This window comes from Streptomyces genisteinicus, from assembly GCF_014489615.1.
Taxonomy (GTDB): Bacteria; Actinomycetota; Actinomycetes; order Streptomycetales; family Streptomycetaceae; genus Streptomyces; species Streptomyces genisteinicus.
Map to the genome: position 1 here is coordinate 5,043,626 of NZ_CP060825.1, position 26,499 is coordinate 5,070,124.

Genomic DNA, 26,499 nt, shown 5'->3' on the forward strand with positions numbered 1-26,499 from the left:
ATACTAGGACGTCCTAGTAAATTCGGAGCATGGACGCTGACGCGATCGAGGAAGGCCGCCGACGCTGGCAGGCCCGTTACGACAAGGCCCGCAAGCGGGACGCCGACTTCACCACGCTCTCCGGGGACGAGGTGGAGCCGGTCTACGGCCCGCGCCCCGGGGACCACTACGAGGGCTTCGAGCGCATCGGCTGGCCCGGCGAGTACCCGTACACCCGTGGCCTGCACGCCACCGGCTACCGGGGCCGGACGTGGACGATCCGCCAGTTCGCCGGCTTCGGCAACGCCGAGCAGACCAACGAGCGCTACAAGATGATCCTCGCCGCCGGCGGCGGCGGGCTCTCGGTCGCCTTCGACATGCCCACCCTCATGGGCCGCGACTCCGACGACCCGCGCGCGCTCGGCGAGGTCGGCCACTGCGGCGTCGCCATCGACTCCGCCGCGGACATGGAGGTCCTCTTCAAGGACATCCCCCTCGGCGACGTCACGACCTCCATGACCATCTCCGGTCCGGCCGTCCCCGTCTTCTGCATGTACCTGGTCGCCGCCGAGCGGCAGGGCGTCGACCCCGCCGTGCTCAACGGCACCCTCCAGACCGACATCTTCAAGGAGTACATCGCGCAGAAGGAGTGGCTCTTCCAGCCCGAGCCGCACCTGCGCCTGATCGGCGACCTGATGGAGCACTGCGCGCAGGGCATCCCCGCGTACAAGCCGCTCTCGGTCTCCGGCTACCACATCCGCGAGGCCGGGGCGACGGCCGCGCAGGAGCTCGCGTACACGCTCGCCGACGGCTTCGGCTACGTCGAGCTCGGGCTCTCCCGCGGTCTGGACGTCGACACCTTCGCCCCCGGGCTCTCCTTCTTCTTCGACGCCCACCTCGACTTCTTCGAGGAGATCGCCAAGTTCCGCGCCGCGCGCCGGATCTGGGCGCGCTGGATGAAGGAGGTCTACGGGGCGAAGACCGACAAGGCGCAGTGGCTCCGCTTCCACACCCAGACCGCCGGTGTCTCCCTCACCGCCCAGCAGCCCTACAACAACGTGGTGCGCACCGCGGTCGAGGCGCTCTCCGCGGTCCTCGGCGGCACCAACTCCCTCCACACCAACGCCCTGGACGAGACCCTGGCGCTCCCCTCCGAGCAGGCCGCCGAGATCGCCCTGCGCACCCAGCAGGTGCTGATGGAGGAGACGGGCGTGGCCAACGTGGCGGACCCGCTGGGCGGTTCCTGGTACGTGGAGCAGCTCACCGACCGCATCGAGGCGGACGCCGAGAAGATCTTCGACCGGATCAAGGAGCGCGGGCTGCGCGCCCACCCGGACGGGAAGCACCCGATCGGTCCGGTCACCTCCGGCATCCTGCGCGGCATCGAGGACGGCTGGTTCACCGGCGAGATCGCCGAGAGCGCCTTCCGGTACCAGCAGGCGCTGGAGAAGGGCGAGAAGAAGGTCGTGGGCGTCAACACCGCCACCGGTTCCGTCACCGGCGACCTGGAGATCCTGCGCGTCAGCCACGAGGTCGAGCGCGAGCAGGTGCGGGTGCTCGGCGACCGCAAGGCGGGGCGCGACGACGCGCGCGTGCGGTCCGCGCTGGACGCGATGCTGGCCGCGGCGCGCGACGGCTCCAACATGATCGGGCCGATGCTGGAGGCGGTCCGCGCCGAGGCGACGCTCGGCGAGATCTGCGGCGTCCTGCGGGACGAGTGGGGCGTCTACACGGAGCCCGCGGGCTTCTGACCACCGCTGCCGCGAGCGCCCGCCCGGGTCCTGCCCGGGCGGGCGCTCGCGCCGTTCGGGGCCCCGGCCCGTCCGCGGTCAGCCGGAGAGCGCGCCGATGCCGGAGAGCAGCAGCAGGGTGAAGCGGCGTGCCCACTCCTCGTCCACCGGCTCCGCGCTCACCAGCACCCGGTGCACCACGGCTCCCGCGACCACGTCGAACACCAGGTCCGTGTTGCGGTCGGCGGCCCGCGGATCCTCCTCGCGGGGCAGCTCGCCCCGCTCCTGGGCGCGCCTGCGCCCGTCGACCACCAGCCGCTTCTGCCGCTCGACGATCGCCGAGCGGATCCGTGCGCGCAGCGCGTCGTCGCAGGTGGACTCCGCGACGACGCCCATCAGCGCCGTCTTGGTCTCCGGCTGTTCGAGCAGGGTGGCGAACTGGAGGACCACGCCCTCGACGTCGGACGCCAGGCTGCCCCGGTCGGGGAGTTCGAGTTCGTCGAAGAGGACCGCGACGGCGTCGACGACCAGTTCGTTCTTGTTGGCCCAGCGGCGGTACAGGGTGGTCTTGGCGACGCCCGCGCGGGCGGCGACGTCGGCCATGGTCAGCTTCGAGAAGCCCAGGTCCACCAGCGACGCCCGGGTGGCACGGAGGATCGCGGCGTCCGCCTCGGCGCTGCGGGGCCGGCCGGTACGACCCTTGCGCGGCGGTTCGGGGCAGGTGCTGCGGGGCATGCCCGAGACCATACCGGCCGGTAGGCGCATCCCTGTGAGGCAGTTCACCGGGGAAATCTCACACGTGCCGGGCCCCGGGGAGATACGCTACGACCCGTAGCGAAAGCCCGGCCGAACCGGCCGGACCGAGCGACGACCACAAGGCGCCGAGGTGGGGACCCGGCGCCGGACCGCCGGATCCCGCATCCGGCTTTTCACATGTGCGCGCGGAAGGGGGAGGATGTACGCATGCAGCCAAGGAACATGTCCATGAGCGGCGTCGTCGACCTCGCCGCGGTGAAGGCGGCCGGCGAGGCCAAGGCCAAGGCCGAGCAGGCCCGCGCCGAGGCCGCCCGGCAGGGCGGCGGCGGAGCCGTGTCGCCCGCGAGCCTGGTGATCGACACCGACGAGGCGGGCTTCGAGCGCGACGTCCTGCAGCGCTCCACCGAAGTCCCGGTCGTCATCGACTTCTGGGCCGAGTGGTGCGAGCCCTGCAAGCAGCTCAGCCCGCTGCTCGACCGTCTGGCCCACGAGTACAACGGGCGCTTCGTCCTCGCCAAGATCGACGTGGACGCCAACCAGATGCTGATGCAGCAGTTCGGTGTGCAGGGCATTCCGGCCGTTTTCGCCGTCGTGGCCGGCCAGGCGCTCCCGCTCTTCCAGGGTGCCGCCCCCGAGGCGCAGATCCGCCAGACGCTGGACCAGCTGGTGCAGGTGGCCGAGGAGCGCTTCGGGCTGACCGGGCTCGCCGTCGACGCCGACGGGGGCGCCGCGCCGCAGGACGAGGCCCCGGTCGCGGGCCCGCACGACGGCCTGCTGGGCGCCGCCATGGACGCCCTGGACGCCGGGGACTTCGACGGTGCCGTCCAGGCCTACCGGAACGTCCTCGCGGACGACCCGGGCAACACCGAGGCGGAGCTGGGCCTCGCCCAGGCCGAACTGCTGGGCCGGGTCGCGGGCATGGACGCCGGGGCCGTGCGCAAGGCCGCCGCCGACAGCCCGGCGGACGTCACCGCGCAGATCGCCGCCGCGGACCTCGATCTCGTCGGAGGCCATGTGGAGGACGCCTTCGGCCGGCTGGTGGAGACCGTGCGGCGCACGGCCGGAGCCGACCGGGACGCGGCGCGGGTGCGGCTGCTCGAACTCTTCGAGGTCGTCGGCTCCGACGACCCGCGGGTGACGGCCGCACGCCAGGCGCTGGCGAGGGTCCTGTTCTGAGACGCCCTCCGTCCGGACCGTGGACACCTCGTTGGCGTCACGTTGACAGCAGTTCTGACAACGGCGTCCCGTGCGGGCGGTTCTGACGGTTTTGCGGCGGTGGTACCGGGCCGGTACCACCGCCGTTTTGGCGACACGGTGACAAAACGCGAGGTTGCTTTACCAAAACTTGGCAATCAGGACGCCTGTTACTGCAAGTACTCCAACTCGACACCTCTGTCCGGTTATCGACGGCTTTCCGCCTTTGTGGTTCATCACAAAGCGCCACCCTGTGTGCACGCTCGGCGTCAGTCAGTCGCGGCGTGGTTATCAGGCCGTTACTAGCGAGTAACGAACCCCCTTGTGCCCGGGCGGGTAATGGACAACGATCGGCGACGCTCGGTCCAATACCGCACCAGCCCGGCTCCCAGTCGTGCCGCGGTCCGTTGGGTCCCCACCGGGCCGGTCGGCGGCAGTGGCGCCGGCCGCGGACAGGGGGGTTCCTGCCGAACGGCAGGGCCTGTCCGACCGGTTGCGCGAGAGTGCGGCCAGTGGTTGTCGCTCGGGGGTGATCGCCGGTGTTCCGGACGCGTTGCGTCGGGAAGGGCACGGGCGCTCTCCTTCCCGAGGACGTAGCACTTCTCCCATCCCAGGACGGGCCGACGGTCCGGACCGGAGATGTACGTCCGAGAAGGAGGAAAGTCATGGAGTCTGTGGCTCGTGGCGGAACCAGATGGAAGCGGTTCGCCCTTGTCATGGTGCCGAGTGTGGCCGCGACGGCCGCGATAGGCATCGGCCTGGCCCAGGGTGCGCTCGCCGCGTCCTTCAGCATTTCCGGCCAGGAATTCAAGGTCAAGGCGGACAGCCTGGCCGGTACCAACTTCGTGCAGTACGGCAGCGTCGCGTCCGGCAAGACCCTGGACGGCAAGGACTTCGCCGCTCCGGTGGCCGTGTCCGGCTTCAAGAGCGCCACCATCACGAACATGTGCCAGTCGGTCGTCACGCCCGAGGTCCCGTTCATCGGCAACGTCAGCCTTGAGCTGCGTGCCGGTACGGACCCGAAGAAGCCGGTCGAGGCGTCCAACCTGTACCTGGACGTCTCCGAGCTCAAGGCGGACGCCGAGTTCGGCAACATCGACATCGGTGTGGCCGCCGGCTCGCTGGCCAAGAAGGACGGCGACCCGGGCATCCAGCCCGGCACCAAGGCCAACCCGTACGGTTTCGGTCAGCGTGCCGACACCGCGAAGCTGACCGGCGTCGAGCAGAAGGCGTGGGCGACCACCGCCGGCACCTTCAAGCTCAGCGGCCTGTCGCTGAAGCTCCACAAGGGCGTCAAGGAGTGCTTTTAAGGGCTGACGCCCCTGTTGGGAACGGGCGGGTGGACCCCGTGGTTCCGCCCGCCCGTCCCCTTTCACATCGCACCACCAGCATCAGGGAGCTTTTTCCATGAGCGCCGAGACTTCAGCAGCACAGGGGCGGGACGAGCACTTCCTGCGCGTATTCCGGCGGAGTTTCCGCACCTGGCGGGGGCAGCGGCCGTTCTGGGCGGGTCTGTTCACCATGCTGGGCGGGCTGCCGATCGCCTACCTGCCGTACGCGGACCTCCGCCTCGGCAACATCACCCTCGCGATGGCCACCACGGCCGGCGCCGGGTCCCTCATCATCGGCGTCCTCCTGGTCACGCTCGGCCTCACCATGTGGTTCCAGGCGCCTGTCCGGGTCTTCTCGGGCATCGCCGCGATCGTCCTCGCCCTGATCTCCATCCCGGTGGCCAACATCGGCGGCTTTCTGATCGGTTTCCTGTGCGCCCTGCTGGGCGGCGCCCTCGCCATCTCCTGGGCTCCGGGCAAGGCGGCCTCCGAGACGGCCGGCAAGGCGGCCGCCGTCGAGCAGACGGCCGCCACGGACCGGATGGACGAGCCGCACCGCATGGACGAGCCGCACCGCATGGACGAGCCGCACCGCACGGACGAGCCGACCGTGCCGGCACCGCGCGCCGACGACGTGTACGACCCGAACCTGACCGAAACGACTGCCCACGCCGACGGCGGGAGGAACAGTGCGGGGTGACGAACTGCAGCCGAGCGCGGCTGACGGCGGTGAGATCCGCGAGAGAAGAGGGCCGCGCCACGCCGCCCCGCGGAAGTCGCTGCTGACCAAGCTTCACCTGCCCGCGACGAAGGCCGTCGCCCTGGCCGCGATGCCCACCGCCGTCTTCGTCGGCATGGGCCTCACCCCGAAGCTGGCCCTGGCCGACGACAAGGAGATCCCCTTCGCCCCCGGTCCGTGCGTGACCCGCTCGGACGAGCCGGTGGAGGAGGAGTCGCCGAAGCCCACCGAGAGCGCGAAGCCGACACCGTCCCCGTCGGTCACCGCCGAGCCCGAGCCCGCGCCGAGCGGATCGGCCGGCGCGGACGACGAGGAGCCGAAGCCGTCCGCGAGCCCCGGTGCGGACGCCGCGCAGGAGGAGAAGGCGCCGGAGCCCGAGCCCGCCCCGAGCGAGACCAGGAACCCGCTGGACCCGCTGGGCGTCGGCGACGCCATCAAGGACTTCTTCGAGGGCATCGGCAAGGAGAAGGAGCCCGAGGCGACCCCGGCCCCGTCGGAGAGCGCCACGCCCTCCGAGGAGCCCTCCGAGCCGGTGGAGCAGCCGTCCCAGAAGCCTTCGGAGCAGCCGTCCGAGAAGCCCGCGGACCCGGCCGACGCGACCAGGGAGGCGATCGAGGACGCCGCCGACAAGGCCGGCGCCACGGTCGAGGAGCTGGACGAGGACGCCAAGGGCCTGGAGCCCAAGAAGGACGAGGACATACCGGAGGGCGCGAAGCCCCGCTTCCCGTGCCCGACGGCCGACCCCGAGGCACTGGCGGCAGCCGAACTGGAGCCGGGCGTCCCGCTGCTCCCGAACGAGCCGTGGATCCTCGAGAGCTCCATGCTCACCCTCACCGGGCTCGACTACCACGGCATCGTCGAGGTGAAGACGGAGGGCGGGCAGATCAAGAAGGCCCTGAAGTTCACCGCCGACGGCGTGGACATCAAGGACCTGCACCAGATCGTGCAGGGTCCGAACGGCACCACCATGCACGTGGAGGCCCGTTCCGGATCGACCTCGACCATCAAGAACGGCACGGTCACGATGTACACGGAGGAGCTGAAGGGCAACCTCTTCGGCATCATCCCGATCACCTTCAGCCCGGACAGCCCTCCGCCGCTGAACGTGCCGTTCGCGATGTTCACGAACGTCACCGTCCGTCAGGCCGGCCAGTTCGGCGGCACGCTGACGGTGCCCGGCCTGCACAACTACATCGAGAAGTAGAGGCAGGACCGGCCGGCGGCCCCGCGCGGGCCGTCGCCCCGGACCACCGGGAGCCGCGGAAAGAGGCCGTGGGCCGCACCCGTTCAGGGGGGTGCGGCCCACGGCCTCTTTCCGTGCCGGCGTCCCGGACGCGCGGCGGCACCTGTCCCGGCGCGGTGCGCCGGGACAGGTGCCGCGGGCGGGCCGTCAGGCCTTGTCGCCGCCGAGGTGGTGCACCCGGACCATGTTGGTGCTGCCGGGGACGCCCGGAGGGGAACCGGCCGTGATGATCATGGTGTCGCCCTGGTTGTACCGCTGGAGCTTCAGCAGCTCCGCGTCGACCAGGTCCACCATCGCGTCGGTGTTGTCGACGTGGGGGACCACGAAGGACTCGACGCCCCAGCTCAGCGCGAGCTGGCTGCGGGTGGCGGCGTCCGTGGTGAACGCCAGGATCGGCTGCTGCGCGCGGTAGCGCGACAGCCGGCGGGCGGTGTCGCCGGACTTGGTGAAGGCGATCAGCGCCTTGCCGTCGAGGAAGTCCGCGATCTCGGCGGCCGCGCGGGCCACCGAACCGCCCTGCGTGCGCGGCTTCTTGCCGGGCACCAGCGGCTGGAGGCCCTTGGAGAGCAGCTCCTCCTCGGCGGCCGTGACGATCTTCGACATCGTCTTGACCGTCTCGATGGGGTAGGCGCCCACGGAGGACTCGGCGGAGAGCATGACCGCGTCCGCGCCGTCCAGGATCGCGTTGGCGACGTCGGACGCCTCGGCGCGGGTGGGACGGGAGTTGGTGATCATCGACTCCATCATCTGGGTCGCGACGATCACCGGCTTGGCGTTGCGGCGGCACATCTCGATGAGGCGCTTCTGCACCATCGGGACCTTCTCCAGCGGGTACTCGACCGCCAGGTCGCCGCGGGCCACCATCACGCCGTCGAACGCCATCACGACGTCCTGCATGTTCTCGACGGCCTGCGGCTTCTCCACCTTGGCGATGACGGGGACGCGGATGCCCACCTCGTCCATCACCTTGTGGACGTCCTTGACGTCGTCGGCGTCGCGGACGAAGGAGAGGGCGACCAGGTCGCAGCCCATGCGGAGGGCGAAGCGGAGGTCGTCGACGTCCTTCTCGGACAGCGCGGGCACGTTGACCGCGGCACCGGGCAGGTTGATGCCCTTGTGGTCGGAGATGACACCGCCCTCGACCACGATGGTCTTCACCCGGGGGCCCTCGACCTCGACCACCCGCAGCTCGACGTTGCCGTCGTTGATCAGGACCTGGTCGCCCTTGGAGACGTCCCCGGGCAGGCCCTTGTAGGTCGTCCCGCAGATCGACTTGTCGCCGGGCACGTCCTCGGTCGTGATGACGAACTCGTCGCCGCGGACCAGCTCGACCGGGCCCTCGGCGAAGGTCTCCAGCCGGATCTTGGGGCCCTGGAGGTCGGCCAGGACGCCCACGGCGCGGCCGGTGTCCTCGGACGCCTGGCGCACGCGGTGGTACCGCTCCTCGTGCTCCTGGTGGGACCCGTGGCTCATGTTGAAACGGGCCACGTTCATGCCGGCCTCGATGAGCGCTTTCAGCTGCTCGTAGGAGTCGACGGCGGGGCCCAGTGTGCAAACGATTTTGGAACGGCGCATAAGGCGGATCCTATCGGTTTGTTTCCCTGCGGAATATTCCGTCTGGTGGAATGTACAAATGGGCGCCCGCCCGCTCAGGCGTTCACTTCCGGGCGTTCGCCTTTTCCACCAATTCATGGGTCTGGCGGGCGATCTCCAGTTCCTCGTCGGTGGGCACGACCGCCACCGCGACCCGGGAGCCGGCGGGGGAGATCAGGCGGGCCTCTGCGGAGCGCACGGCGTTGAGCTCCGCGTCGACGGCCAGTCCCAGCCCCTCCAGCCCGGCGAGCGCCGCGCTGCGCACCGGTGCCGCGTTCTCGCCGACGCCGGCCGTGAACACCACCGCGTCCACCCTGCCGAGCACGGCGTAGTAGGCCCCGATGTACTTCTTCAGCCGGTGGACGTAGACGTCGAACGCCAGCGCCGCCCGCTCGTCGCCCTCGTCGACGCGCCGGCGGATCTCCCGCATGTCGTTGTCGCCGCACAGTCCCACCAGTCCGCTCCGCTTGTTCAGCAGGACGTCGACCTCGTCGGCCGACATGCCCGCCACCCGCATCAGGTGGAAGGTGACGGCCGGATCGACGTCGCCGGAGCGGGTACCCATCACCAGCCCTTCCAAGGGGGTGAGGCCCATCGAGGTCTCCACGCACCGCCCGCCCGACACCGCCGAGGCGGACGCCCCGTTGCCGAGGTGCAGCACGATGACGTTCACCTCCGACGGGTCCCTGCCGAGCAGCCGCGCCGCCCGGCGCGACACGTAGGCGTGCGAGGTGCCGTGGAAGCCGTAGCGCCGGATGCGGTGCGCGTCGGCGGTCTCCACGTCGATGGCGTAGCGGGCCGCGGCCTCCGGCATCGTCGTGTGGAAGGCGGTGTCGAAGACGGCCACCTGCGGCAGCTCGGGCCGCAGCGCCCGTGCCGTGCGGATGCCCGTGAGGTTCGCCGGGTTGTGCAGCGGGGCGACCGGGATCAGCCGTTCGATCTCGGTGAGCACCTCGTCCGTGACCACCGTCGGCTCGGTGAAGCGCAGCCCGCCGTGCACCACCCGGTGCCCGATCGCGGCCAGTTCGGGGGAGTCAAGGCCGAGTCCGTCGTGCGCCAGCTCGTCCGCCACGGCCTTGAGCGCGGCGTCGTGGTCGGCGATCGGCCCGGTCCGCTCGCGCGGCCCGGCTCCGGCGGCGAGCGGTGTGTGGACCAGCCGGGACGTGGCCTCCCCGATCCGCTCGACCAGCCCGGTCGCCAGCCGCGAGGCGTCGCGCATGTCGAGCAGCTGGTACTTCAGCGACGACGAACCGGAGTTGAGGACGAGGACGCGGGTGGCCGTCATGCGGAGAACTCCTGGGCGTCGGACGGGACCTGGGACTGGATCGCGGTGATCGCGACGGTGTTGACGATGTCGCCCACGAGCGCGCCGCGGGACAGGTCGTTCACCGGTTTGCGCAGACCCTGGAGCACCGGGCCGACGGCCACCGCACCGGCCGAACGCTGCACGGCCTTGTAGGTGTTGTTGCCGGTGTTCAGGTCCGGGAAGATCAGCACCGTCGCCCGGCCGGCGACCTCCGAGCCGGGCAGCTTGGTGGCCGCCACCGACGGGTCCACGGCCGCGTCGTACTGGATCGGTCCCTCGATCAGCAGATCGGGGCGGGACGCCCGCACGAGCTTGGTCGCCTCGCGCACCTTGTCGACGTCCGCGCCGGAGCCGGAGGTGCCGGTGGAGTACGACAGCATCGCGATGCGCGGCTCCACACCGAAGCGGGCAGCGGTCGCCGCCGACTGGATCGCGATGTCCGCGAGCTGCCCGGCGTCCGGGTCGGGGTTGACCGCGCAGTCCCCGTAGACCAGCACCCGGTCGGCCAGGCACATGAAGAAGACGGAGGAGACGATCGACGCCGCGCCCGCGGCCTTCGCTCCCGCCGCGCCCGCCGGCCCGGCCTTGATGATCTCGAACGCCGGCCTGATGGTGGCGGCCGTCGAGTGGACCGACCCCGACACCATGCCGTCGGCGAGCCCCTGGGCCACCATCAGGGTGCCGAAGTAGTTGACGTCGGTGACCACGTCGTGGGCGAGCTCCACCGAGACGCCCTTGTGGGCCCGCAGCGTCGCGTACCGCTCCGCGAAGTCCTGGCGCAGCTCGGACGTCGCGGGGTCGATCAGCTGCGCCGACGACAGGTCCACGCCGAGGTCGGCCGCCTTCTTGCGGATCAGGTCGACGTCGCCGAGCAGGGTCAGGTCGCACACGTCGCGGCGGATCAGCACGTCCGCGGCGCGCAGGACGCGCTCCTCGGTGCCCTCCGGGAGGACCACCCGGCGCCGCTCGGCCCTGGCCTGCTCCAGCAGTTCGTGCTCGAACATCATCGGTGTCACCCGCCCGCTGCGGGCCACCGCGAGCCGGTCCAGCAGGTCGGCGGTGTCCACATGGCGCTCGAAGAGGCCGAGCGCGGTCTCCGCCTTGCGCGGCGTGGAGGCGTTGAGCTTGCCTTCCAGGCCGAAGAGCTCGGCGGCGGTGGGGAAGCTGTTGCCCTCGACCGAGATCACGGGCGTGCCCGGCGCGAGGCGGGCGGCGAGGGTGAGGACCTCCTGGCTCGGCCGCTCGTTCAGGGTGAGCAGCACCCCGGCGATGGGCGGGGTGCCGGCGGAGTGCGCGGCGAGCGAGCCGACGACGAGGTCGGCCCGGTCGCCCGGGGTCACCACCATGCAGCCGGGGGTCAGCGCGGGCAGGAAGTTCGGCAGCATCGCGCCGCCGAAGACGAAGTCCAGCGCGTCGCGGGCCAGGCCCGAGTCGTCGCCGAGCAGCACCGTGCCGCCGAGGGCGTGGGTGATCTGGGCGACCGTGGGGGCGGCGAGGGCGGGCTCGTCGGGCAGCACGTAGCAGGGGACCGGCAGGCGGGCGGCGAGGCGCTCGGCGATCCGGTCCCGCTCCTCGGGGGCCACCCTGTTGGCGACCATGGCGAGGACGTTGCAGCCCAGCGCCTCGTAGGCGCGGTAGGCGTTGCGGGCCTCGGCGCGCACGGACTCCGCCGTCTGGCCCCTCCCGCCGACGACGGCGATCAGCGAGGCGCCGAACTCGTTCGCCAGCCGGGCGTTGAGGGCCAGTTCGTCGGGGAGCTGGGTGGCGGCGTAGTCCGTGCCGAGGACCAGCACCACCTCGTACTCCCGGGCCACCGACAGGAAGCGCTCGACGAGCCGGGACACCAGTTCGTCGGTGCCCTGTTCGGCCTGGAGGGTGGCCGCCTCGTGGTAGTCCATGCCGTAGACCGCGGACGGGTCCTGGGAGAGCCGGTAACGGGCCCGGAGCAGCTCGAAGAGGCGGTCGGGGCCCTCGTGGACGAGCGGACGGAAGACGCCCACCCGGTCGACCTGCCGGGTCAGCAGTTCCATGACCCCCAGCTCGACCACCTGGCGGCCGTCGCCGCGGTCGATCCCGGTCACGTACACGCTCCGCGTCACGCGTGCTCTCCCGTCCCTGTGTCGTCGTCGGTCGTGCGCCACGGTGCCCGTCCCCGCCGGTCGGCGGGGGCCGGACGCGCGGAAACCACCCCGGGGCGGCCTCGCCCTCTTGACAATACCCTCGCGTGTAGATAGAGCGCCCCCCGGGCAGAAGCGCACCCGGGCCCCCCGCGGAGCGGCCCGCGGCGGGCGCGTGGGAGAGGCGGCCCGCGGCGGGCACGTGGGAGAATCGGACCGGCTCACACGTTCGGCGAGGAGCAGGAGAGACAGCACGATGCGCATCGGCATTCTCACCGCAGGCGGCGACTGCCCGGGGCTGAACGCAGTGATCCGCTCGGTCGTGCACCGGGCCCTGACCGGGCACGGCGACGAGGTCATCGGCTTCGAGGACGGCTTCCGGGGCCTGCTCGACGGCCACTACCGCCCCCTCGACCTGAACGCGGTGGGAGGCATCCTCGCCCGCGGCGGCACGATCCTCGGCTCCACCCGTCTGGAGCGCGGCCGGCTGCGCGAAGCGGCCGAGAACGCGCCGGAGTTGGCGAAGCGCTACGGCATCGACGTGCTCATCCCGATCGGCGGCGAGGGCACCCTCACGGCGTCCCGGATGCTCGCCGACGCCGGGATGCCCGTGGTCGGCGTCCCCAAGACCATCGACAACGACATCCACGCCACCGACCGCACCTTCGGCTTCGACACCGCCGTGATGGTCGCCACCGAGGCCATCGACCGGCTGAAGACCACCGCCGAGTCGCACCAGCGGGTGATGGTCGTCGAGGTGATGGGGCGGCACGCCGGCTGGATCGCGCTGGAGTCCGGCATGGCCGGCGGAGCCCACGGCATCTGCCTGCCCGAGCGGCCCTTCCAGGTCGACGACCTGGTCAAGATGGTCGAGGAGCGGTTCGCCCGGGGCAAGAAGTTCGCCGTCGTCTGCGTCGCCGAGGGCGCGCATCCCGCCGAGGGGTCGATGGCCTACGAGAAGGGCGAGATCGACCAGTTCGGCCACGAGCGCTTCCAGGGCATCGGCAACCGGCTCGCCGCCGAACTGGAACGGCGGCTGGGCAAGGAGGCCAAGCCCGTCATCCTCGGCCATGTGCAGCGCGGCGGCACGCCGACCGCGTACGACCGCGTCCTCGCCACCCGTTTCGGCTGGTACGCCGTCGAGGCCGCGCACCGGGGCGAGTTCGGCATGATGACCGCGCTGCGCGGCACCGAGGTCGTGATGGTGCCGCTGGCCGAGGCGGTCACCCGGCTGAAGACGGTGCCCGAGGACCGCATGTTCGAGGCGGAGTCCGTCTTCTGACGGCCGCGCCCGGCGGACCGGGCCGGGCGGGGCCCGCGGGGCGCCGTGGTTCAGTCGCGCGCCAGGGCCCAGAAGTGCTCCAGTATCCGGTCCAGGAAGTCGCGCCCCGGGCCGCCCGTGTCCTCCGAGGCGTCACCCCAGCTGAGCGTCGCCACCGTCCGTGACTGGTAGTCGGAGTGCAGCCGCTGGAGCACGGCTTCGAGCCGGGCGCGTTCCATCGGCACCATCCGCGCGACCGGGCGGACGTACGCCTGCCACCGCGCGCCGACCGCGCCGCGCAGCAGGTCGGCGAGTTCCCGGTCCCGGCCGGTGACGGCCAGCAGGTCGCGGGGGGACAGTTCCAGCGCCTCGGCGAGGGCGGCGGTCTGGCGTTCGCCGCCGCGCCAGCGGCGGGATTCCTCCATCCGGGCGTACGCTCCGGCGTCCAGGCCGATCCGGCGTGCCAGGTCCTCGGAGGTCCAGCCGCGGGCGATGCGGTGCTCCCGCAAGGTGGTCGCGCCGGCCAGCAGTTCGGCGGGCGAGCACCACAGCACACCTGCCAGGGCGGTGAGTTCGCGGGTGCCGGGTGTCGCGGTGCCCCGCTCCCAGGCGACCACGGTGTCGGGGGTGACCGTCAGGCCGTACTGGGCCCGCAGCCCGTAGGAGACATGACCGGGAGCCATGCCCAGGGCTTCGCGCAGACGGCGGGCGGCGAGGGAGTCGAAGGGCGGGGAGGAGGGCTGGTGCACGCGCACACCGTACGGGCGGGCCACCGGCGGCGACTACGGTGCGTTCGCCCCAAGCCACAGCTTGTCGGAAGGTCCCAACCGGGCTCCCGGCGTTCCGGCTACCCGGTGGTAGCCGGAACGCCCCCAGGTCAGCGCCGCGAGCTCAGCCAGCGGTACTGGAGCTCCGGACGGCCCACCTGTCCGTACTGCGGCGCCCGGTCCGCCCGGCCCGCGGTGACCAGGTGCTCCAGATAGCGCCGGGCCGTGATGCGCGAGATCCCGACCGACGCGGCGGCCTCCGTCGCGGTCAGGCCCTGCGGCGACTCGCGCAGGGTCCGGGTGACCGCCTCCAGGGTGGGCCCGCTCAGGCCCTTGGGCAGCGTCGTCCCGGTGCGCGGGGCGCGCAGCGCGGCGAGCGCCCGGTCGACCTCGTCCTGCCCGCTCGCCTCCCCGGCGGCCGCCCGGAACTCCGCGTAGCGGTCCAGCCGGTCGCGGAGCGTCGCGAAGGTGAAGGGCTTCAGCACGTACTGCACGACGCCCAGCGACACGCCCTCCCGGACGATCGCCAGGTCCCGGGCGGACGTCACGGCGATCACGTCGGCCGAGTGCCCGGCCGCGCGCAGCGACCGCACCAGGTGCAGACCGTGCCCGTCGGGCAGGTAGAGGTCGAGCAGGAGCAGGTCCACCTCCGTGCGTTCCAGCGCCCGGACGGCCTCCGCCCGTGAGTGGGCGACGCCGACGACGGCGAACCCGGCGACCCTGCCCACGTAGAGGGCGTGGGCGTCGGCGGCGACGGGGTCGTCCTCGACGACCAGAACCCTGATGGTCATGCGCGCGACTCCGTCGGCTGCTCCGGCGCCGGTCTCCCGGCGGTGATCAGCGGCAGCCGGACCGTGAACTCGGCCCCGCCGTCCGTGCCGCGCCCCACGTCCACCGTCCCGCGGCCGCGGCGCACCGCCTGCCGCACCAGGGCCAGTCCGATCCCGCGGCCCGGACCGTGCGTGGACCAGCCGCGCCGGAAGACGTCCTCCGCCCGGTCGGGCGACACCCCGGGGCCGCTGTCGGCGACCCGGACGAGCAGTTCGTCCTCCCCGGCCCGCAGCGTCACGGTGACCCGCGCCCGCGTGCCGCCGGGCGGCGGAGCACCGGCGCCCCCGGGCGCACCCTGCGCCGGGACCCGCGCGGGCGGCGCCACATCCGGCGCGCCGGCGGGGCGGGCCGCGCCCCGCCCGGGAGCCGCCCCGGACCCGGGGCCGGCGGGTGCGGGCGCCGGGTCAGCGGGGGCGTGCGCGGCGGGCGCCTGTCCGGTGGGGGCGTGGACGGTGTGCGCGGGCCCGGGCGGGCCGGGCTCCGGGGCCGCGGGGGAGGGGACGCCGCCGGCCGCGTCCACGGCGTTGTCGATCAGGTTGCCGAGGATGGTGACCAGGTCCCGGGGCGGCAGGGTGTGCGGCAGGACGTGGTCGTCGATGCGGCTGTCCTCGGTCAGCACCAGCTCCACGCCCCGCTCGTTGGCCTGGGCCGTCTTGCCGAGCAGCAGCGCGGCGAGCACGGGTTCGCCCACGGCCCCCACCACGCGGTCCGTCAGCACCTGCGCCAGCTCCAGCTCCGCCGTGGCGAAGTCGACCGCCTCGTCCGCGCGCCCGAGTTCGATCAGGGAGACCACGGTGTGCAGCCGGTTCGCCGCCTCGTGGGCCTGCGAACGCAGCGCCTGGGTGAAACCGCGCTCCGAGTCCAGCTCGCCGGAGAGCGCCTGGAGCTCGGTGTGGTCCCGCAGGGTGACCACGGTGCCGCGCTGCTCGCCGCCGACCACCGGCCGGGTGTTCACCACGACGACCCGGTCGGCGGTCAGATGCACCTCGTCCACCCGCGGCTCGGAGGCGAGCAGCGCCCCCGTCAGCGGCGCGGGCAGTCCGAGGTCCGCCACGGGGCGGCCCACCGCGTCGTCGCCGAGACCGAGCAGCTCCCGTGCCCCGTCGTTCGCCAGCGCGATCCGCCGGCGGCCGTCCAGCATCACCAGCCCCTCCCGCACGGCGTGCAGCGCGGCCTGGTGGAAGTCGTGCATCCGGCCCAGCTCGGCGGCGTTCATGCCGTGGGTGTGGCGGCGCAGGCGGGCGTTGATCACGTAGGTGCCCGCGCCGCCGAGGGCCAGGGCCGCGCCCGCGGCGACGAGCAGGGCCGTGACCTGCTCCCGCACCTGCTGGGTGATCTCCTCGACGGTGATGCCCGCGCTCACGATGGCGACGACCCTCCCGCCGTCGAGGACGGGGGCCACCGTGCGCACCGAGAGCCCGAGGGTGCCCTCGAACTGCTCGCTCAGCACCCCGCCGCGCTGGGCCGGCCCGATGTGGCCGAGATACGTCTCCCCTATCCGCTCCGGCGTCGGATGGGTCCACCGCCGCCCCTCCGGGTCCATGATCACGACGAAGTCCATGCCGGCGTCCTTGCGCAGCGCCTCGGCGTAGGGCTGGAGCACCGCCGACGGGTCCGCGGACCGCACGGCCTCGGCGACCGAGGGGGAGCGGGCGGCGGCGGCCGCGGTGGCCGTGGTCTGCAGCCGGGCCGACTCCTCGGCCTGGGACTGGTCCGTGACGTAGGCGAAGAGCGCGCAGCCCGCCACGATCGCGGCGACCAGCACGACCTGCATGGCGAAGAGCTGGCCCGCGAGGCTGCGGGGACGGGGGAGGCGCATGCGTTCAGTCTGCCTGGCCGGATTTGTGTGAACGAAACGAACGCAACGGTGACCGGTGTCACAGCGCTGGTGGATAGTCGCGGGGATCCATCGGGACATGGACGCGCACACTCGACGAGGAGGACCCCGTGGCCACAGCCAACGGCAGGCGGGACCGTACCCACTATCTCTACATCGCGGTCATCGCCGCGGTCGCGCTCGGTATCGCCGTGGGGTTCGCCGCCCCCGGGGTCGCTGTCGAGCTGAAGCCCATCGGCACGGGCTTCGTGAACCTCATCAAGATGATGATCTCGCCGGTGATCTTCTGCACCATCGTGCTGGGCATCGGTTCGGTGCGGAAGGCCGCCAAGGTCGGTGCCGTCGGCGGTCTCGCCCTCGGCTACTTCCTGGTGATGTCGACCGTCGCCCTGGCCATCGGCCTCCTCGTCGGCAACCTGCTGGAGCCCGGCTCCAGCCTGCACATCACGGAGGCGACCCGGGAGGCGGGTGCCGCCCAGGCGGAGGGCACGGGCGAGAGCACCGCGGACTTCCTCCTCGGCATCATCCCGACGACCCTGGTCTCCGCGTTCACCGAGGGCGAGGTGCTCCAGACCCTGCTGGTGGCCCTGCTCGCCGGCTTCGCGCTCCAGGCGATGGGCTCCGCGGGCGAGCCGGTGCTGCGCGGCATCGGCCACATCCAGCGCCTGGTCTTCCGCATCCTCGCCATGATCATGTGGGCGGCGCCGATCGGTGCCTTCGGCGCCATCGCGGCGGTCGTCGGCGAGACCGGGCTCGACGCGCTGAAGTCGCTGGCGGTCATCATGATCGGCTTCTACGTCACCTGTGCGCTGTTCGTCTTCGTGATCCTCGGGCTGCTGCTGCGCCTCGTCGCCGGGGTGAACCTCTTCGCGCTGCTGAAGTACCTGGGCCGCGAGTTCCTGCTGATCGTCTCGACGTCGTCGTCCGAGTCGGCCCTGCCGCGGCTGATCGCGAAGATGGAGCACATGGGCGTCAGCAAGCCCGTGGTCGGCATCACCGTGCCCACCGGCTACTCCTTCAACCTGGACGGCACCGCCATCTACCTGACGATGGCCTCGCTGTTCATCGCCAACGCCACCGGCGACCCGCTGAGCGCGGGGGAGCAGATCTCGCTCCTGGTCTTCATGATCATCGCCTCGAAGGGCGCCGCCGGTGTCACCGGCGCGGGACTCGCGACGCTCGCCGGCGGTCTCCAGTCGCACCGCCCCGAACTCGTCGACGGCGTCGGCCTGATCGTCGGCATCGACCGCTTCATGAGCGAGGCGCGCGCCCTGACGAACTTCGCCGGCAACGCGGTCGCCACCGTCCTCGTCGGCACCTGGACCAAGGAGATCGACAAGGAGCGCGTCGACCTCGTCCTGGCGGGCAAGGCGCCCTTCGACGAGGCCACCCTGCTCGACGACCACGCCCCCGCCGAGGAGACCGCCGCACTCCCCGAGCCGCGTGACGACCAGCGGGAGCCGGCCAAGGTCTGACCCCTCCCCGCCCGCTCCGCGCAGGCCCCCGGTGTCCGCACACCGGGGGCCTGCGCGCGCCATGCGGGTCGCCGGGACGCGTCAGAGCGATTCGTGGCTCTTCAGCGGGTGCCCGCAGGTGCGGACCACCGGCCCGTCGCCCGTGTCCGCCTTGTAGTCCAGGTACCTGCTGAAGCAGAAGTCGCTGTCGCCCCGGAAGGCCGGACATCCACAGGTCCGCTGCGGCGGGCCCTGCGACACCACTTCGGTGCAGAACTCCAGGGCTCCGAGGGGCGCGGCATCCGGATCCAGTCCGACCCGGGTGAGCAGGCCGGCGGCTTCGGTTCGCGCCCGGCCGACCAGCCGGGCCGCCTCCGCGAGGGCGCGCCGCTGCTCGTCGGTGAGGCCGTCGGGCGGGTAGGACATGGTGAAACCTCCTCGGGCGCCCCCCGGCGCGGGGGACGCTCTCGTCCGTGCACGGTCACTGCTCGTCGACGCGCGGGCACTCCATCAGCCCGGGCTCGATCTCCGTGCACTCGAAGACGGGCTGGGTGATGCCCGCCGTCGTCACCGTGCCCGGTTCCGGCGGCGTCCCACCGAGACCGTCGGGATGGTAGGCGAGCGAGAAGACCCCGGCCGCTCCCGGATATCTGCCGAGCAGACCGCGGAACTCCCTCACCAGTCCGCCGAACTCCTCCGGCACCGTGCCCACCCGCTCGCGTCGCTCCGTCATGACCGCCTCCATGTCCGGGACATCGCCCGGCACGTCCTCGGCGAACGGCGCGTCAGCGGTTTCGCCACCGCCGGTGGGGACCGGGCCTGTTCCACCCACCTCCAGTCTCGCGCGAGACGCGCGCACGCGCAGGGCAAGCCGGTGCCGCCAGCCTTGCCTTGACGCCGACGTCAAGGAATACCGTCGCGGCATGCGAATCGGCGAGCTTGCGGAACGGGCCGGGACCACGACCCGGGCCCTGCGCTACTACGAGGCCCGGGGGCTGCTCCCCGCGCGGCGCGCGGTGAACGGCTACCGGACGTACGACGAGGACGACCTGCGGCTGCTGCACCAGATCCGGACACTGCAGGACTTCGGCTTCGGCCTGGAGGAGACCCGGCCGTTCGTCGAATGCCTGCGGGCCGGGCACCCGGAGGGCGACTCCTGCCCCGCCTCGCTCGCCGTCTACCGGGCCAAGCTCACGGAGCTGGACGCCCTGATCGAGCAGCTCGCCACCGTGCGGGCGCAGGTCGCGGTGTCGCTGCTGCGGGCCGAGGCGCAGCTGCCCCGGGGCCCGGAACCCCACTGCGAATTCTCGGAGGTCGACCAGTGATCAGTACGGACATCGGTACGGACATCAGTGCGGGCATCAGTACCGACTTCGGTACGGGCATCAGTGCAGGAGGCGTCACCGCGGTGACGGACGCGGACTTCGGCGCCCAGGTCCTCGCGGCCGGGCAGCCGGTCCTGGTGGAGTTCTCCGCCGCCTGGTGCGGGCCGTGCCGTCAGATCGCCCCCGTGCTGAAAGCCGTGGCGGCCGAGCACGCGGACCGGCTGAAGGTGGTGGAGATCGACGCGGACACCAATCCGGAGACGGCGGCCCGCTACGGCGTCCTGTCGCTGCCGACGCTGCTGGTGTTCGACGGCGGCGAGCCGGTGCTCTCCCTGACCGGCGCCCGGCCCAAGCGCAAGCTGCTCCAGGAACTGGCCGGAGTCCTCGGCAGCTGAGCGCCCGTGCGCCGGTCCCGCGCGGGGCCGGCGCACGCTCCGGCTCAGACCAGGCGCCTGATCTCGCCGCGGACCCGGTAGAAGCCGGCCTGCGCGGGGTGCAGGGAGTCCACCACGTACCGGGCGCCGGCCTCGCGTATGCCGCGCGGGAACTGCACGTACCAGGAGCGGTCGTAGCCCTCCGACACCACGTGCACCCGCACCCGGCCCCCGCTGCCGACGCACTCGACGACCACGCCGCCCGCCGGGGCCTCGGAGACCGTGGCCACCGAGGCGGCCGAGACCGCCGGGGTGTAGGTCGGCAGCGCGGCGGCCGACTTGACGTCCCTCGCGACGGGGACGGAGCCCTGCTGGGCGGCGGTGACCGCGGTCTCGCTCGCGTCCACGCAGACCAGGGAGCCGTCGGTGGTGACCATGTACAGCTTCTCGTCGTGGTACTGCATGGACAGCGCGGAGCCGCCGCCCGTGCGCAGCTTCCACAGGCGGGTGCCGTCGGTGTCGAAGCAGTAGACGGACGAGGCCGAGTCCCCGGCGAAGACGTGCCGGCCGTCGGGGGAGGTGGCGCAGGAGTAGACGGCGGTGTCGCAGCGGTACGTCGCCTCCACCGCGCCCGTCGCCTTGGAGAGCCGCTGCACCACGTGGCGCGCGGTGCCCGCGTAGACGGCGTCGTCCTCCTGCCAGCCGAAGAGCACCCCGCCCGTGGTGCGGGTGTGCCACAGCTCCCCGCTCCCGTCGGGTGCGTAGGCCGTCACACCGCTCTGGTGGCCGTGGTAGACGCCCCGGTCGTCGGCGCGCACCATCCACGCCTGGCCGCCCGCGGACCGGCGGGCCCACTGGTACTCGTCCTCGTGGTCGATGACGGTGAGGCCGCCGTCGGCGTCCGAGACGTTGAGCACGCCCTCGCGGATGTCGAGCCAGAAGATGTCGACGTCGGCCGCGATGTCGTAGGCGGCGAAGGGCAGTTTCGACGAGAGGTCGTACACCGTGCCGTCGTCGCAGCCCGCGTAGATCCAGAAGTCGTCCGCCACGAGGCACTTGACGCCGTCCGGCAGGGAGTAGCGGGCGAGCACGTCGCCGCCGTGGCTGAGCGTGAAGACGTCTCCCGCCTGGTTCCCCACCCAGCAGCGGTCCTCGTCGATGTGGATGCCGAAGGCGGCGGAGCCGGTGCGGAAACGCCACAGCACGGGGGCGGTGGAGCGGGCGGTGGACGGCGCGGAGGTCACCTGGCGGCGGGTCACGGGACGCGCCGCGCGCTGCCCCCGCACCGCCGGGGCGTACCCCTTGCGCACCTTCTCGCCGATCTTCCGCGCCGCGGCGGCCTGCGCCTTCTCCGCGGTGGGGAACGAGGAGGACTGGAGCTGGCCGGCCGCGCCGATGCGCCCGTACCGCACCGAGACGGCCGTCCCCTCCACCGTCACCTCGTAGAACTTGTGCGCCCCGCCGTCGTCCTGCGACAGCTCGAGATACGTCGTCGTACCGGACATGGCAGACCCCTCCCCAAGACGGAACAGCCGTCCGTCTCCGGCCCGTTCCCACTGAGGAGAACGCTAAGGGGCACCACTGACACGCCGGCAGGCAGGCGCGTCCGGCCCCCGCCTGCCCGGTGCGCCGCCGGGCTTCCCGGGGATCACGAAAAATCCCCCGGAACCGAATTGACGGCCGGGGGTAATACCTGCGTATATTTGATGGTTCCTCGTTCGTCATTTCGCGGAGAACTGTGCGCCGAGAATTTACGAAGGGAACTTCACTGGATGAACCATATCGCGTCAGGAGCTGAATTGTCAACCGAGGAATTGCGGAACGAACAGCAATTCGTCGACCGGCTCCACGAGCGCCTCGACGCGCTCCGGGAGCAGGCCGAGAACGCCGTCAACGCGACCGCCGCCCAGGTCACGACAGGTCGCCAGGCCCGAGTCGAGCGCGACATCGGCGTCGCGGAACACCTTGCCCACCTGAACGCCCTCAACGCCGTCGACGACGGACTCTGCTTCGGCCGAATCGACCGGAAGGACGGCACGACCCGCCACATCGGCCGGGTCGGAATGCGCCGCGACGACGCCGATCGCACTCCGCTGCTCATCGACTGGCGCGCTCCCGTCGCCCGCCCCTTCTACCTCGCCACCGGATTCGAGCCGATGGGCCTCGTACGCCGCCGGCACATCAGGACCAAGGACCGGACCGTCACCGCGCTGCACGACGAGATCCTCGACCTGACCGACCCGACCCGCACCGGCCACGAGTCCCGCGACGCCGACGAGGTGCTCCTGGCCGCGCTCGCCTCGGCGCGCACCGGCCGCATGACCGACATCGTGCAGACCATCCAGGCCGAGCAGGACCGTGTCATCCGCGCGCCCCGGCACGGCGTGCTCGTCGTCGAGGGCGGCCCGGGCACGGGCAAGACCGCCGTCGCGCTGCACCGCGCCGCGTACCTGCTCTACGAGCACCGCGAGCAGCTGTCCCGGCGGGCGGTGCTGATCGTCGGCCCGAACCCGGCCTTCCTCGGCTACATCGGCGAGGTGCTGCCGTCGCTCGGCGAGACCGGCGTCCTGCTGTCGAGCATGGGCGAACTCTTCCCCGGCGTCCGCGCCGACGGAACCGACACGCCCCGCGCCGCCGCGGTCAAGGGGCGGGCCTCGATGGCCGGGGTCCTCGCCCGCGCGGTGGCCGCCCGGCAGACCCTGCCCGACACCGTGCCCGCCACCAGCGGCGAGGACCACGGCGAGGTCCCCGAACCCGCGCTGGAGATCGACCACGAGGGCTACGGGACGCTGCTGCTGGACCGCGAGATGGCGCACGAGGCCCGCGACCGGGCCCGCTCCACCGGGCTGCCGCACAACCTGGCCCGACCGCACTTCGCCTTCCGCGTCATCGACGCCCTCACCGCCCAGCTCGCCGACCGGCTCGGCGCCGACCCGTACGGAGGGGAGAACCTGCTCGGCCCCGACGACATCGCCCAGCTCGGCAAGGAGATCGCCACCAGCGCCGAGGTGCACGCCGCCATCGACGCGCTGTGGCCCCCGCTCACCCCCGAACGGCTCGTCGCCGACCTGCTCGCCGGACCGGAGGAGTACCTGGACGCCGCCGACGCCGACGCCGTGCGCCGCGACGGCGGCCCGTGGACCCCCGCCGACGTGCCGCTGCTGGACGAGGCCGCCGAACTCCTCGGCACCGACGACAGCGCGGCCCGCGCCGCGGCCGAGGCGGAGCGCCAGGACCGCATCGCCTACGCCCAGGGCGTGCTGGAGCTCTCCCACGGTTCCGAGACGTACGAGTTCGAGGACGAGGAGTCCGAGGTCCTGGCGGCCCACGACGTCATCGACGCCGAGCGGATGGCCGAACGGCACGAGGAGGCCGACCACCGCACGGCCGCCGAACGCGCCGCGGCCGACCGCACCTGGGCCTTCGGGCACATCATCGTCGACGAGGCGCAGGAGCTGTCCGCGATGGCGTGGCGGCTGCTGATGCGCCGCTGCCCGACCCGGTCGATGACCCTGGTCGGCGACCCCGCGCAGACCGGCGACGAGGCGGGCTGCGGATCGTGGCAGGAGATCCTCGAACCGTACGTCGGCGACCGCTGGGAGCACACCCGGCTCGGCGTCAACTACCGGACGCCCGCCGAGATCATGGAGCTCGCCGCCGGGGTGCGCCGGGCCGCCGACCCCTCCTTCGAGCCGCCCCGCTCGGTGCGCTCCACCGGGGTGCGCCCCTGGGAGGCGTCCGTCGCGCGGGAGGAACTCGCCGCCGCCGTGGCGGGCCGGGTCGCCGGCGCGCCCCGCGAGGGGCGCACCGCCGTGATCGCCCCCGCGGCGCTGCACCGGGAGCTCGCCGCCCGGCTGCCGGACGCGGGGACGGGCCGGGACCCGGACCTGACCCGGCCCGTCGTGCTCCTCGACCCGAAGGCGGCGAAGGGGCTGGAGTTCGACACCGTCGTCGTGGTGGAGCCGGAGGCCATCCGCGACGGCTCCCCGTACGGCGTGAACGACCTGTACGTCGCGTACACCCGGGCGACGCAGCGCCTCGGCGTGGTCCGGGTGCGGTGACCGCGGCGGGGGCGGCCGCCGCCGGGGCGGGCCGCCCCCGGGCCGGGCCGTCAGGCCGGGCGCAGCCAGATGGTCGCCAGCGGCGGCAGCGTCAGCACCACGGACGTCCGGCGGCCGTGCGACTCGGCCTGCTCCGTCTTCACCGGGTCCGCGTTGACCACGCCCGAACCGCCGAACCGCTCCTCGTCGGTGTTGAGCACCTCCGCCCACACCGGCACCGAGCCGGGCACGCCGAGCCGGAAGCCGTGGCGGACGACGGGGGAGAAGTTGCTGACGGCCAGCAGCGGCTCGCCGTCGCGGTCGAAGCGCAGGAAGGCGAGGACGTTGTCCTCGGCCGCGCCGCCGTCCACCCAGTCGAAGCCGTCCGGCACGGTGTCCTGCTGCCACAGCGCCGGGGCGCTCCCGTACACCGTGTTGAGCTCCCGCACCAGGTCCCGCACGCCGCGGTGGTCGGGCTCGGCCGCGTACGAGGGGTCGAGCAGCCACCAGTCCGGGCCGTGGCCCTCCGACCACTCGGCTCCCTGGGCGAACTCCTGCCCCATGAAGAGCAGTTGCTTGCCCGGGTGGGCCCACATGAAGCCGAGGTAGGCGCGGTGGTCGGCGCGCTGCTGCCACCAGTCGCCGGGCATCTTGCTGACCAGGGCCCGCTTGCCGTGCACCACCTCGTCGTGCGAGATCGGCAGCACGTAGTTCTCGCTGTAGGCGTACACCATCGAGAACGTCATCTCGTTGTGGTGGAACTTGCGGTGCACGGGCTCGTGCTGGATGTACCCGAGCGAGTCGTGCATCCAGCCCATGTTCCACTTCAGGCCGAAGCCGAGACCGCCGAAGCCGCCGGGGCCGATGTGGTGGGTGGCGCGGGTGACGCCGTCCCAGGCCGTCGACTCCTCGGCGATGGTGACCACGCCGGGGCAGCGCCGGTAGACCGTGGCGTTCATCTCCTGGAGGAAGGCCACCGCGTCGAGGTTCTCCCGGCCGCCGTGCTCGTTCGGCGACCACTGGCCGTCCTCGCGGGAGTAGTCCAGGTAGAGCATCGAGGCGACGGCGTCCACCCGCAGGCCGTCGATGTGGAACTCCTCGCACCAGTAGACCGCGTTGGCGACGAGGAAGTTCCGCACCTCCTTGCGCCCGTAGTCGAACTCCAGCGTCCCCCAGTCGGGGTGGGCCGCCCGGGACGGGTCGCCGTGCTCGTACAGCGGGCGGCCGTCGAACTCGGCCAGCGCCCAGTCGTCGCGGGGGAAGTGCGCCGGCACCCAGTCGACCAGCACGCCGATGCCCGCCCGGTGGAGGCTGTCGACGAGGAAGCGGAAGTCGTCCGGGGTGCCCATGCGGGAGGTCGGCGCGTAGAAGCCGGTCACCTGGTAGCCCCAGGACCCGCCGAACGGGTGCTCGGCCACCGGCATGAACTCGACATGGGTGAAGCCGAGGTCCTTGACGTACCGGGGCAGCTGCTCGGCGAGCTGCCGGTAGGTCAGCCCGGGGCGCCAGGAGGCCAGGTGCACCTCGTAGACGGACAGCGGCGCCTCGTGGACCGGCCGGTCGGCGCGGTGCGCCATCCACTCCTGGTCCGTCCATGTGTGGTGCGAGCGGGTCACCACCGAGGCGTTGGACGGCGGCACCTCGGTGCGCCGCGCCATCGGGTCGGCCCGCAGCGTGTGCGAGCCGTCGGGGCGCATGATCTCGAACTTGTAGAGCGCGCCGTCGCCGACCCCCGGCAGGAACAGCTCCCAGACGCCGGTCGACCCGAGCGAACGCATCGGGAACCCGGTGCCGTCCCAGTAGTTGAAGTCGCCGACGACCCGCACGCCGCGGGCGTTCGGCGCCCACACGGTGAACCGGGTGCCCGTGACGCCCTGGTGGGTGCAGGGGTGTGCGCCGAGCGCGTTCCACAGCTCCTCGTGCCGGCCCTCGCCGATCAGGTGGAGGTCGAGGTCGCCGAGGGAGGGCAGGAAGCGGTACGGGTCGTCGGTCTCGTAGCCCTCGGGGTGGTCGGGGTAGGTGATCAGCAGGCGGTACTCGGGCATGGTGCGCATCGGCAGCACGCCCGAGAACAGACCGTCCCCGTCGTCGTGGAGTTCGGTGCGCAGGCCCTTGGCCAGGATCGTCACCGCGGTGGCGTGAGGGCGCAGCACCCGCAGCTGGACGCCTCCGCGGACGGGGTGGGCGCCGAGCAGCGCGTGGGGGTCGTGGTGGCCGCCGCTCAGCAGCCGCCCGCGGTCCTCGTCGCCGAGGCCGGCCGCGGGGCGGAGCCCGCCGGGACGGGGTGCGGGGGCGGCGGTGTTCCGGGGGCCGGAGTCCGCGGCCGGGCCGCCGGACTCCGCTCCCGAGCCGCCGGCCGCCCGCGGGCGGCGCCCGCCGCCGGAGCCCGTGGCGCGGGGCGCCCCGGTGCCGCCCGCGGCCGTCCGCCGCCCGCCGCTGGCCGGGGCCCCGGCCGGCTCTGCGGCGCGCGCGCCGGACGCCGGACGGGACGCCGGGCGGGCGGTGCCGGCACCGGCGCCCGCCATCGCGGCGGGCACGGCGTCGTCGAGCCGCCCCTGCGCGGGCAGGGCGGAGGGCTCCGTCCCCGACGGTGCGTCCTGCACGGGCAGGGCGGTGGGCTCC

General features: G+C 72.6%; 21 protein-coding genes. 10 read left to right on the forward strand and 11 right to left on the reverse strand.

Annotated features, from left to right (window positions below; genetic code table 11):
- Positions 1–29 precede the first annotated feature (29 nt).
- On the forward strand, positions 30–1,730 hold the full coding sequence (gene icmA, locus IAG43_RS22115) for a coenzyme B12-dependent isobutyryl-CoA mutase large subunit (RefSeq protein WP_187742437.1): 1,701 nt from the start codon (positions 30–32) through the stop codon (positions 1,728–1,730).
- Between the two features lie 78 nt (positions 1,731–1,808).
- On the opposite strand, the gene IAG43_RS22120 is transcribed toward icmA, so the two are convergent.
- Positions 1,809–2,456, reverse strand: coding sequence for a TetR/AcrR family transcriptional regulator (locus IAG43_RS22120; protein ID WP_187744583.1), 648 nt, complete (start codon positions 2,454–2,456; stop codon positions 1,809–1,811).
- 216 nt (positions 2,457–2,672) lie between these two features.
- Between IAG43_RS22120 and IAG43_RS22125 the strand changes: the two genes are divergently transcribed.
- From IAG43_RS22125 to IAG43_RS22140, 4 genes are all read left to right on the forward strand, one after another.
- Positions 2,673–3,641 (forward strand): tetratricopeptide repeat protein, encoded by a 969-nt coding sequence (locus IAG43_RS22125; RefSeq protein WP_187742438.1) that lies wholly within the window; start codon positions 2,673–2,675, stop codon positions 3,639–3,641.
- Positions 3,642–4,324: 683 nt separating this feature from the next.
- Positions 4,325–4,969 carry a DUF6230 family protein gene (locus tag IAG43_RS22130; RefSeq protein ID WP_187742439.1) on the forward strand — a complete coding sequence of 215 codons (645 nt, stop codon included), beginning with the start codon at positions 4,325–4,327 and terminating at the stop codon, positions 4,967–4,969.
- A gap of 97 nt (positions 4,970–5,066) precedes the next feature.
- Positions 5,067–5,690, forward strand: coding sequence for a DUF6114 domain-containing protein (locus IAG43_RS22135; protein ID WP_187742440.1), 624 nt, complete (start codon positions 5,067–5,069; stop codon positions 5,688–5,690).
- Positions 5,680–6,933, forward strand: a complete 1,254-nt coding sequence (locus IAG43_RS22140; protein WP_187742441.1) for a hypothetical protein — start codon at positions 5,680–5,682, stop codon at positions 6,931–6,933. The genes IAG43_RS22135 and IAG43_RS22140 overlap by 11 nt, the downstream gene beginning before the upstream one ends.
- A gap of 186 nt (positions 6,934–7,119) precedes the next feature.
- On the opposite strand, the gene pyk is transcribed toward IAG43_RS22140, so the two are convergent.
- The 3 genes from pyk to pta all read right to left on the reverse strand — a co-directional run bounded on the left by pyk (position 7,120) and on the right by pta (position 11,970).
- Positions 7,120–8,547, reverse strand: a complete 1,428-nt coding sequence (gene pyk, locus IAG43_RS22145) for a pyruvate kinase (protein WP_187742442.1) — start codon at positions 8,545–8,547, stop codon at positions 7,120–7,122.
- An 82-nt stretch (positions 8,548–8,629) separates the two neighbouring features.
- Positions 8,630–9,850, reverse strand: coding sequence for an acetate kinase (locus tag IAG43_RS22150; RefSeq protein WP_187742443.1), 1,221 nt, complete (start codon positions 9,848–9,850; stop codon positions 8,630–8,632).
- Positions 9,847–11,970 carry a phosphate acetyltransferase gene (pta, locus tag IAG43_RS22155; protein WP_187742444.1) on the reverse strand — a complete coding sequence of 708 codons (2,124 nt, stop codon included), beginning with the start codon at positions 11,968–11,970 and terminating at the stop codon, positions 9,847–9,849. The genes IAG43_RS22150 and pta overlap by 4 nt, the downstream gene beginning before the upstream one ends.
- Before the next feature lie 274 nt (positions 11,971–12,244).
- Here pta and IAG43_RS22160 point away from each other — a divergent pair, with 274 nt between their 5' ends.
- Positions 12,245–13,270 (forward strand): ATP-dependent 6-phosphofructokinase, encoded by a 1,026-nt coding sequence (locus IAG43_RS22160; protein ID WP_187742445.1) that lies wholly within the window; start codon positions 12,245–12,247, stop codon positions 13,268–13,270.
- Between the two features lie 50 nt (positions 13,271–13,320).
- Here IAG43_RS22160 and IAG43_RS22165 read toward each other — a convergent pair whose 3' ends face one another.
- From IAG43_RS22165 to IAG43_RS22175, 3 genes are all read right to left on the reverse strand, one after another.
- Positions 13,321–13,998, reverse strand: coding sequence for a helix-turn-helix transcriptional regulator (locus IAG43_RS22165; RefSeq protein WP_246574499.1), 678 nt, complete (start codon positions 13,996–13,998; stop codon positions 13,321–13,323).
- Positions 13,999–14,126: 128 nt separating this feature from the next.
- Positions 14,127–14,807: a response regulator gene (locus tag IAG43_RS22170; protein WP_187742446.1), complete on the reverse strand. Its 681-nt coding sequence runs from the start codon at positions 14,805–14,807 to the stop codon at positions 14,127–14,129.
- Positions 14,804–16,666 carry a sensor histidine kinase gene (locus IAG43_RS22175; protein WP_187742447.1) on the reverse strand — a complete coding sequence of 621 codons (1,863 nt, stop codon included), beginning with the start codon at positions 16,664–16,666 and terminating at the stop codon, positions 14,804–14,806. The genes IAG43_RS22170 and IAG43_RS22175 overlap by 4 nt, the downstream gene beginning before the upstream one ends.
- A gap of 128 nt (positions 16,667–16,794) precedes the next feature.
- Here IAG43_RS22175 and IAG43_RS22180 point away from each other — a divergent pair, with 128 nt between their 5' ends.
- Positions 16,795–18,159, forward strand: a complete 1,365-nt coding sequence (locus tag IAG43_RS22180; RefSeq protein ID WP_187742448.1) for a cation:dicarboxylate symporter family transporter — start codon at positions 16,795–16,797, stop codon at positions 18,157–18,159.
- 81 nt (positions 18,160–18,240) lie between these two features.
- Here the strand turns inward: IAG43_RS22180 and IAG43_RS22185 are convergent, their stop codons facing one another.
- On the reverse strand, positions 18,241–18,564 hold the full coding sequence (locus IAG43_RS22185) for a DUF6422 family protein (RefSeq protein WP_187742449.1): 324 nt from the start codon (positions 18,562–18,564) through the stop codon (positions 18,241–18,243).
- Between the two features lie 55 nt (positions 18,565–18,619).
- Positions 18,620–18,871 carry a hypothetical protein gene (locus tag IAG43_RS22190; RefSeq protein WP_187742450.1) on the reverse strand — a complete coding sequence of 84 codons (252 nt, stop codon included), beginning with the start codon at positions 18,869–18,871 and terminating at the stop codon, positions 18,620–18,622.
- 190 nt (positions 18,872–19,061) lie between these two features.
- Between IAG43_RS22190 and IAG43_RS22195 the strand changes: the two genes are divergently transcribed.
- Together IAG43_RS22195 and IAG43_RS22200 are read left to right on the forward strand one after the other, a co-directional pair.
- A complete protein-coding gene (locus tag IAG43_RS22195) occupies positions 19,062–19,463 on the forward strand; it encodes a MerR family transcriptional regulator (protein WP_187742451.1) in 402 nt (133 codons plus the stop codon).
- Positions 19,463–19,858, forward strand: a complete 396-nt coding sequence (locus IAG43_RS22200; RefSeq protein WP_343075703.1) for a thioredoxin family protein — start codon at positions 19,463–19,465, stop codon at positions 19,856–19,858. The genes IAG43_RS22195 and IAG43_RS22200 overlap by 1 nt, the downstream gene beginning before the upstream one ends.
- Before the next feature lie 44 nt (positions 19,859–19,902).
- Here the strand turns inward: IAG43_RS22200 and IAG43_RS22205 are convergent, their stop codons facing one another.
- Positions 19,903–21,342, reverse strand: a complete 1,440-nt coding sequence (locus tag IAG43_RS22205) for a WGR domain-containing protein (protein WP_187742452.1) — start codon at positions 21,340–21,342, stop codon at positions 19,903–19,905.
- A 267-nt stretch (positions 21,343–21,609) separates the two neighbouring features.
- On the opposite strand from IAG43_RS22205, the gene IAG43_RS22210 reads away from it, so the two are divergent.
- Complete coding sequence (locus tag IAG43_RS22210; protein ID WP_246574500.1) at positions 21,610–23,898, forward strand: HelD family protein; 2,289 nt, start codon at positions 21,610–21,612, stop codon at positions 23,896–23,898.
- Positions 23,899–23,948: 50 nt separating this feature from the next.
- Here the strand turns inward: IAG43_RS22210 and glgB are convergent, their stop codons facing one another.
- The gene (gene glgB / locus IAG43_RS22215; RefSeq protein WP_246574769.1) at positions 23,949–26,402 is read right to left on the reverse strand and encodes a 1,4-alpha-glucan branching enzyme; all 2,454 of its coding nucleotides are present in this window, start codon (positions 26,400–26,402) and stop codon (positions 23,949–23,951) included.
- Between the last annotated feature and the right edge of the window lie 97 nt (positions 26,403–26,499).

Bases quoted from the DNA above. Each gene is read 5' to 3' on its own strand.
- icmA (WP_187742437.1), top strand. From the start codon at position 30: ATGGACGCTGACGCGATCGAGGAAGGCCGCCGACGCTGGCAGGCCCGT.
- IAG43_RS22120 (WP_187744583.1), bottom strand. From the start codon at position 2,456: ATGGTCTCGGGCATGCCCCGCAGCACCTGCCCCGAACCGCCGCGCAAG.
- IAG43_RS22125 (WP_187742438.1), top strand. From the start codon at position 2,673: ATGCAGCCAAGGAACATGTCCATGAGCGGCGTCGTCGACCTCGCCGCG.
- IAG43_RS22130 (WP_187742439.1), top strand. From the start codon at position 4,325: ATGGAGTCTGTGGCTCGTGGCGGAACCAGATGGAAGCGGTTCGCCCTT.
- IAG43_RS22135 (WP_187742440.1), top strand. From the start codon at position 5,067: ATGAGCGCCGAGACTTCAGCAGCACAGGGGCGGGACGAGCACTTCCTG.
- pyk (WP_187742442.1), bottom strand. From the start codon at position 8,547: ATGCGCCGTTCCAAAATCGTTTGCACACTGGGCCCCGCCGTCGACTCC.
- IAG43_RS22150 (WP_187742443.1), bottom strand. From the start codon at position 9,850: ATGACGGCCACCCGCGTCCTCGTCCTCAACTCCGGTTCGTCGTCGCTG.
- IAG43_RS22160 (WP_187742445.1), top strand. From the start codon at position 12,245: ATGCGCATCGGCATTCTCACCGCAGGCGGCGACTGCCCGGGGCTGAAC.
- IAG43_RS22170 (WP_187742446.1), bottom strand. From the start codon at position 14,807: ATGACCATCAGGGTTCTGGTCGTCGAGGACGACCCCGTCGCCGCCGAC.
- IAG43_RS22175 (WP_187742447.1), bottom strand. From the start codon at position 16,666: ATGCGCCTCCCCCGTCCCCGCAGCCTCGCGGGCCAGCTCTTCGCCATG.
- IAG43_RS22185 (WP_187742449.1), bottom strand. From the start codon at position 18,564: ATGTCCTACCCGCCCGACGGCCTCACCGACGAGCAGCGGCGCGCCCTC.
- IAG43_RS22190 (WP_187742450.1), bottom strand. From the start codon at position 18,871: ATGACGGAGCGACGCGAGCGGGTGGGCACGGTGCCGGAGGAGTTCGGC.
- IAG43_RS22195 (WP_187742451.1), top strand. From the start codon at position 19,062: ATGCGAATCGGCGAGCTTGCGGAACGGGCCGGGACCACGACCCGGGCC.
- IAG43_RS22205 (WP_187742452.1), bottom strand. From the start codon at position 21,342: ATGTCCGGTACGACGACGTATCTCGAGCTGTCGCAGGACGACGGCGGG.
- IAG43_RS22210 (WP_246574500.1), top strand. From the start codon at position 21,610: ATGAACCATATCGCGTCAGGAGCTGAATTGTCAACCGAGGAATTGCGG.
- glgB (WP_246574769.1), bottom strand. From the start codon at position 26,402: ATGGCGGGCGCCGGTGCCGGCACCGCCCGCCCGGCGTCCCGTCCGGCG.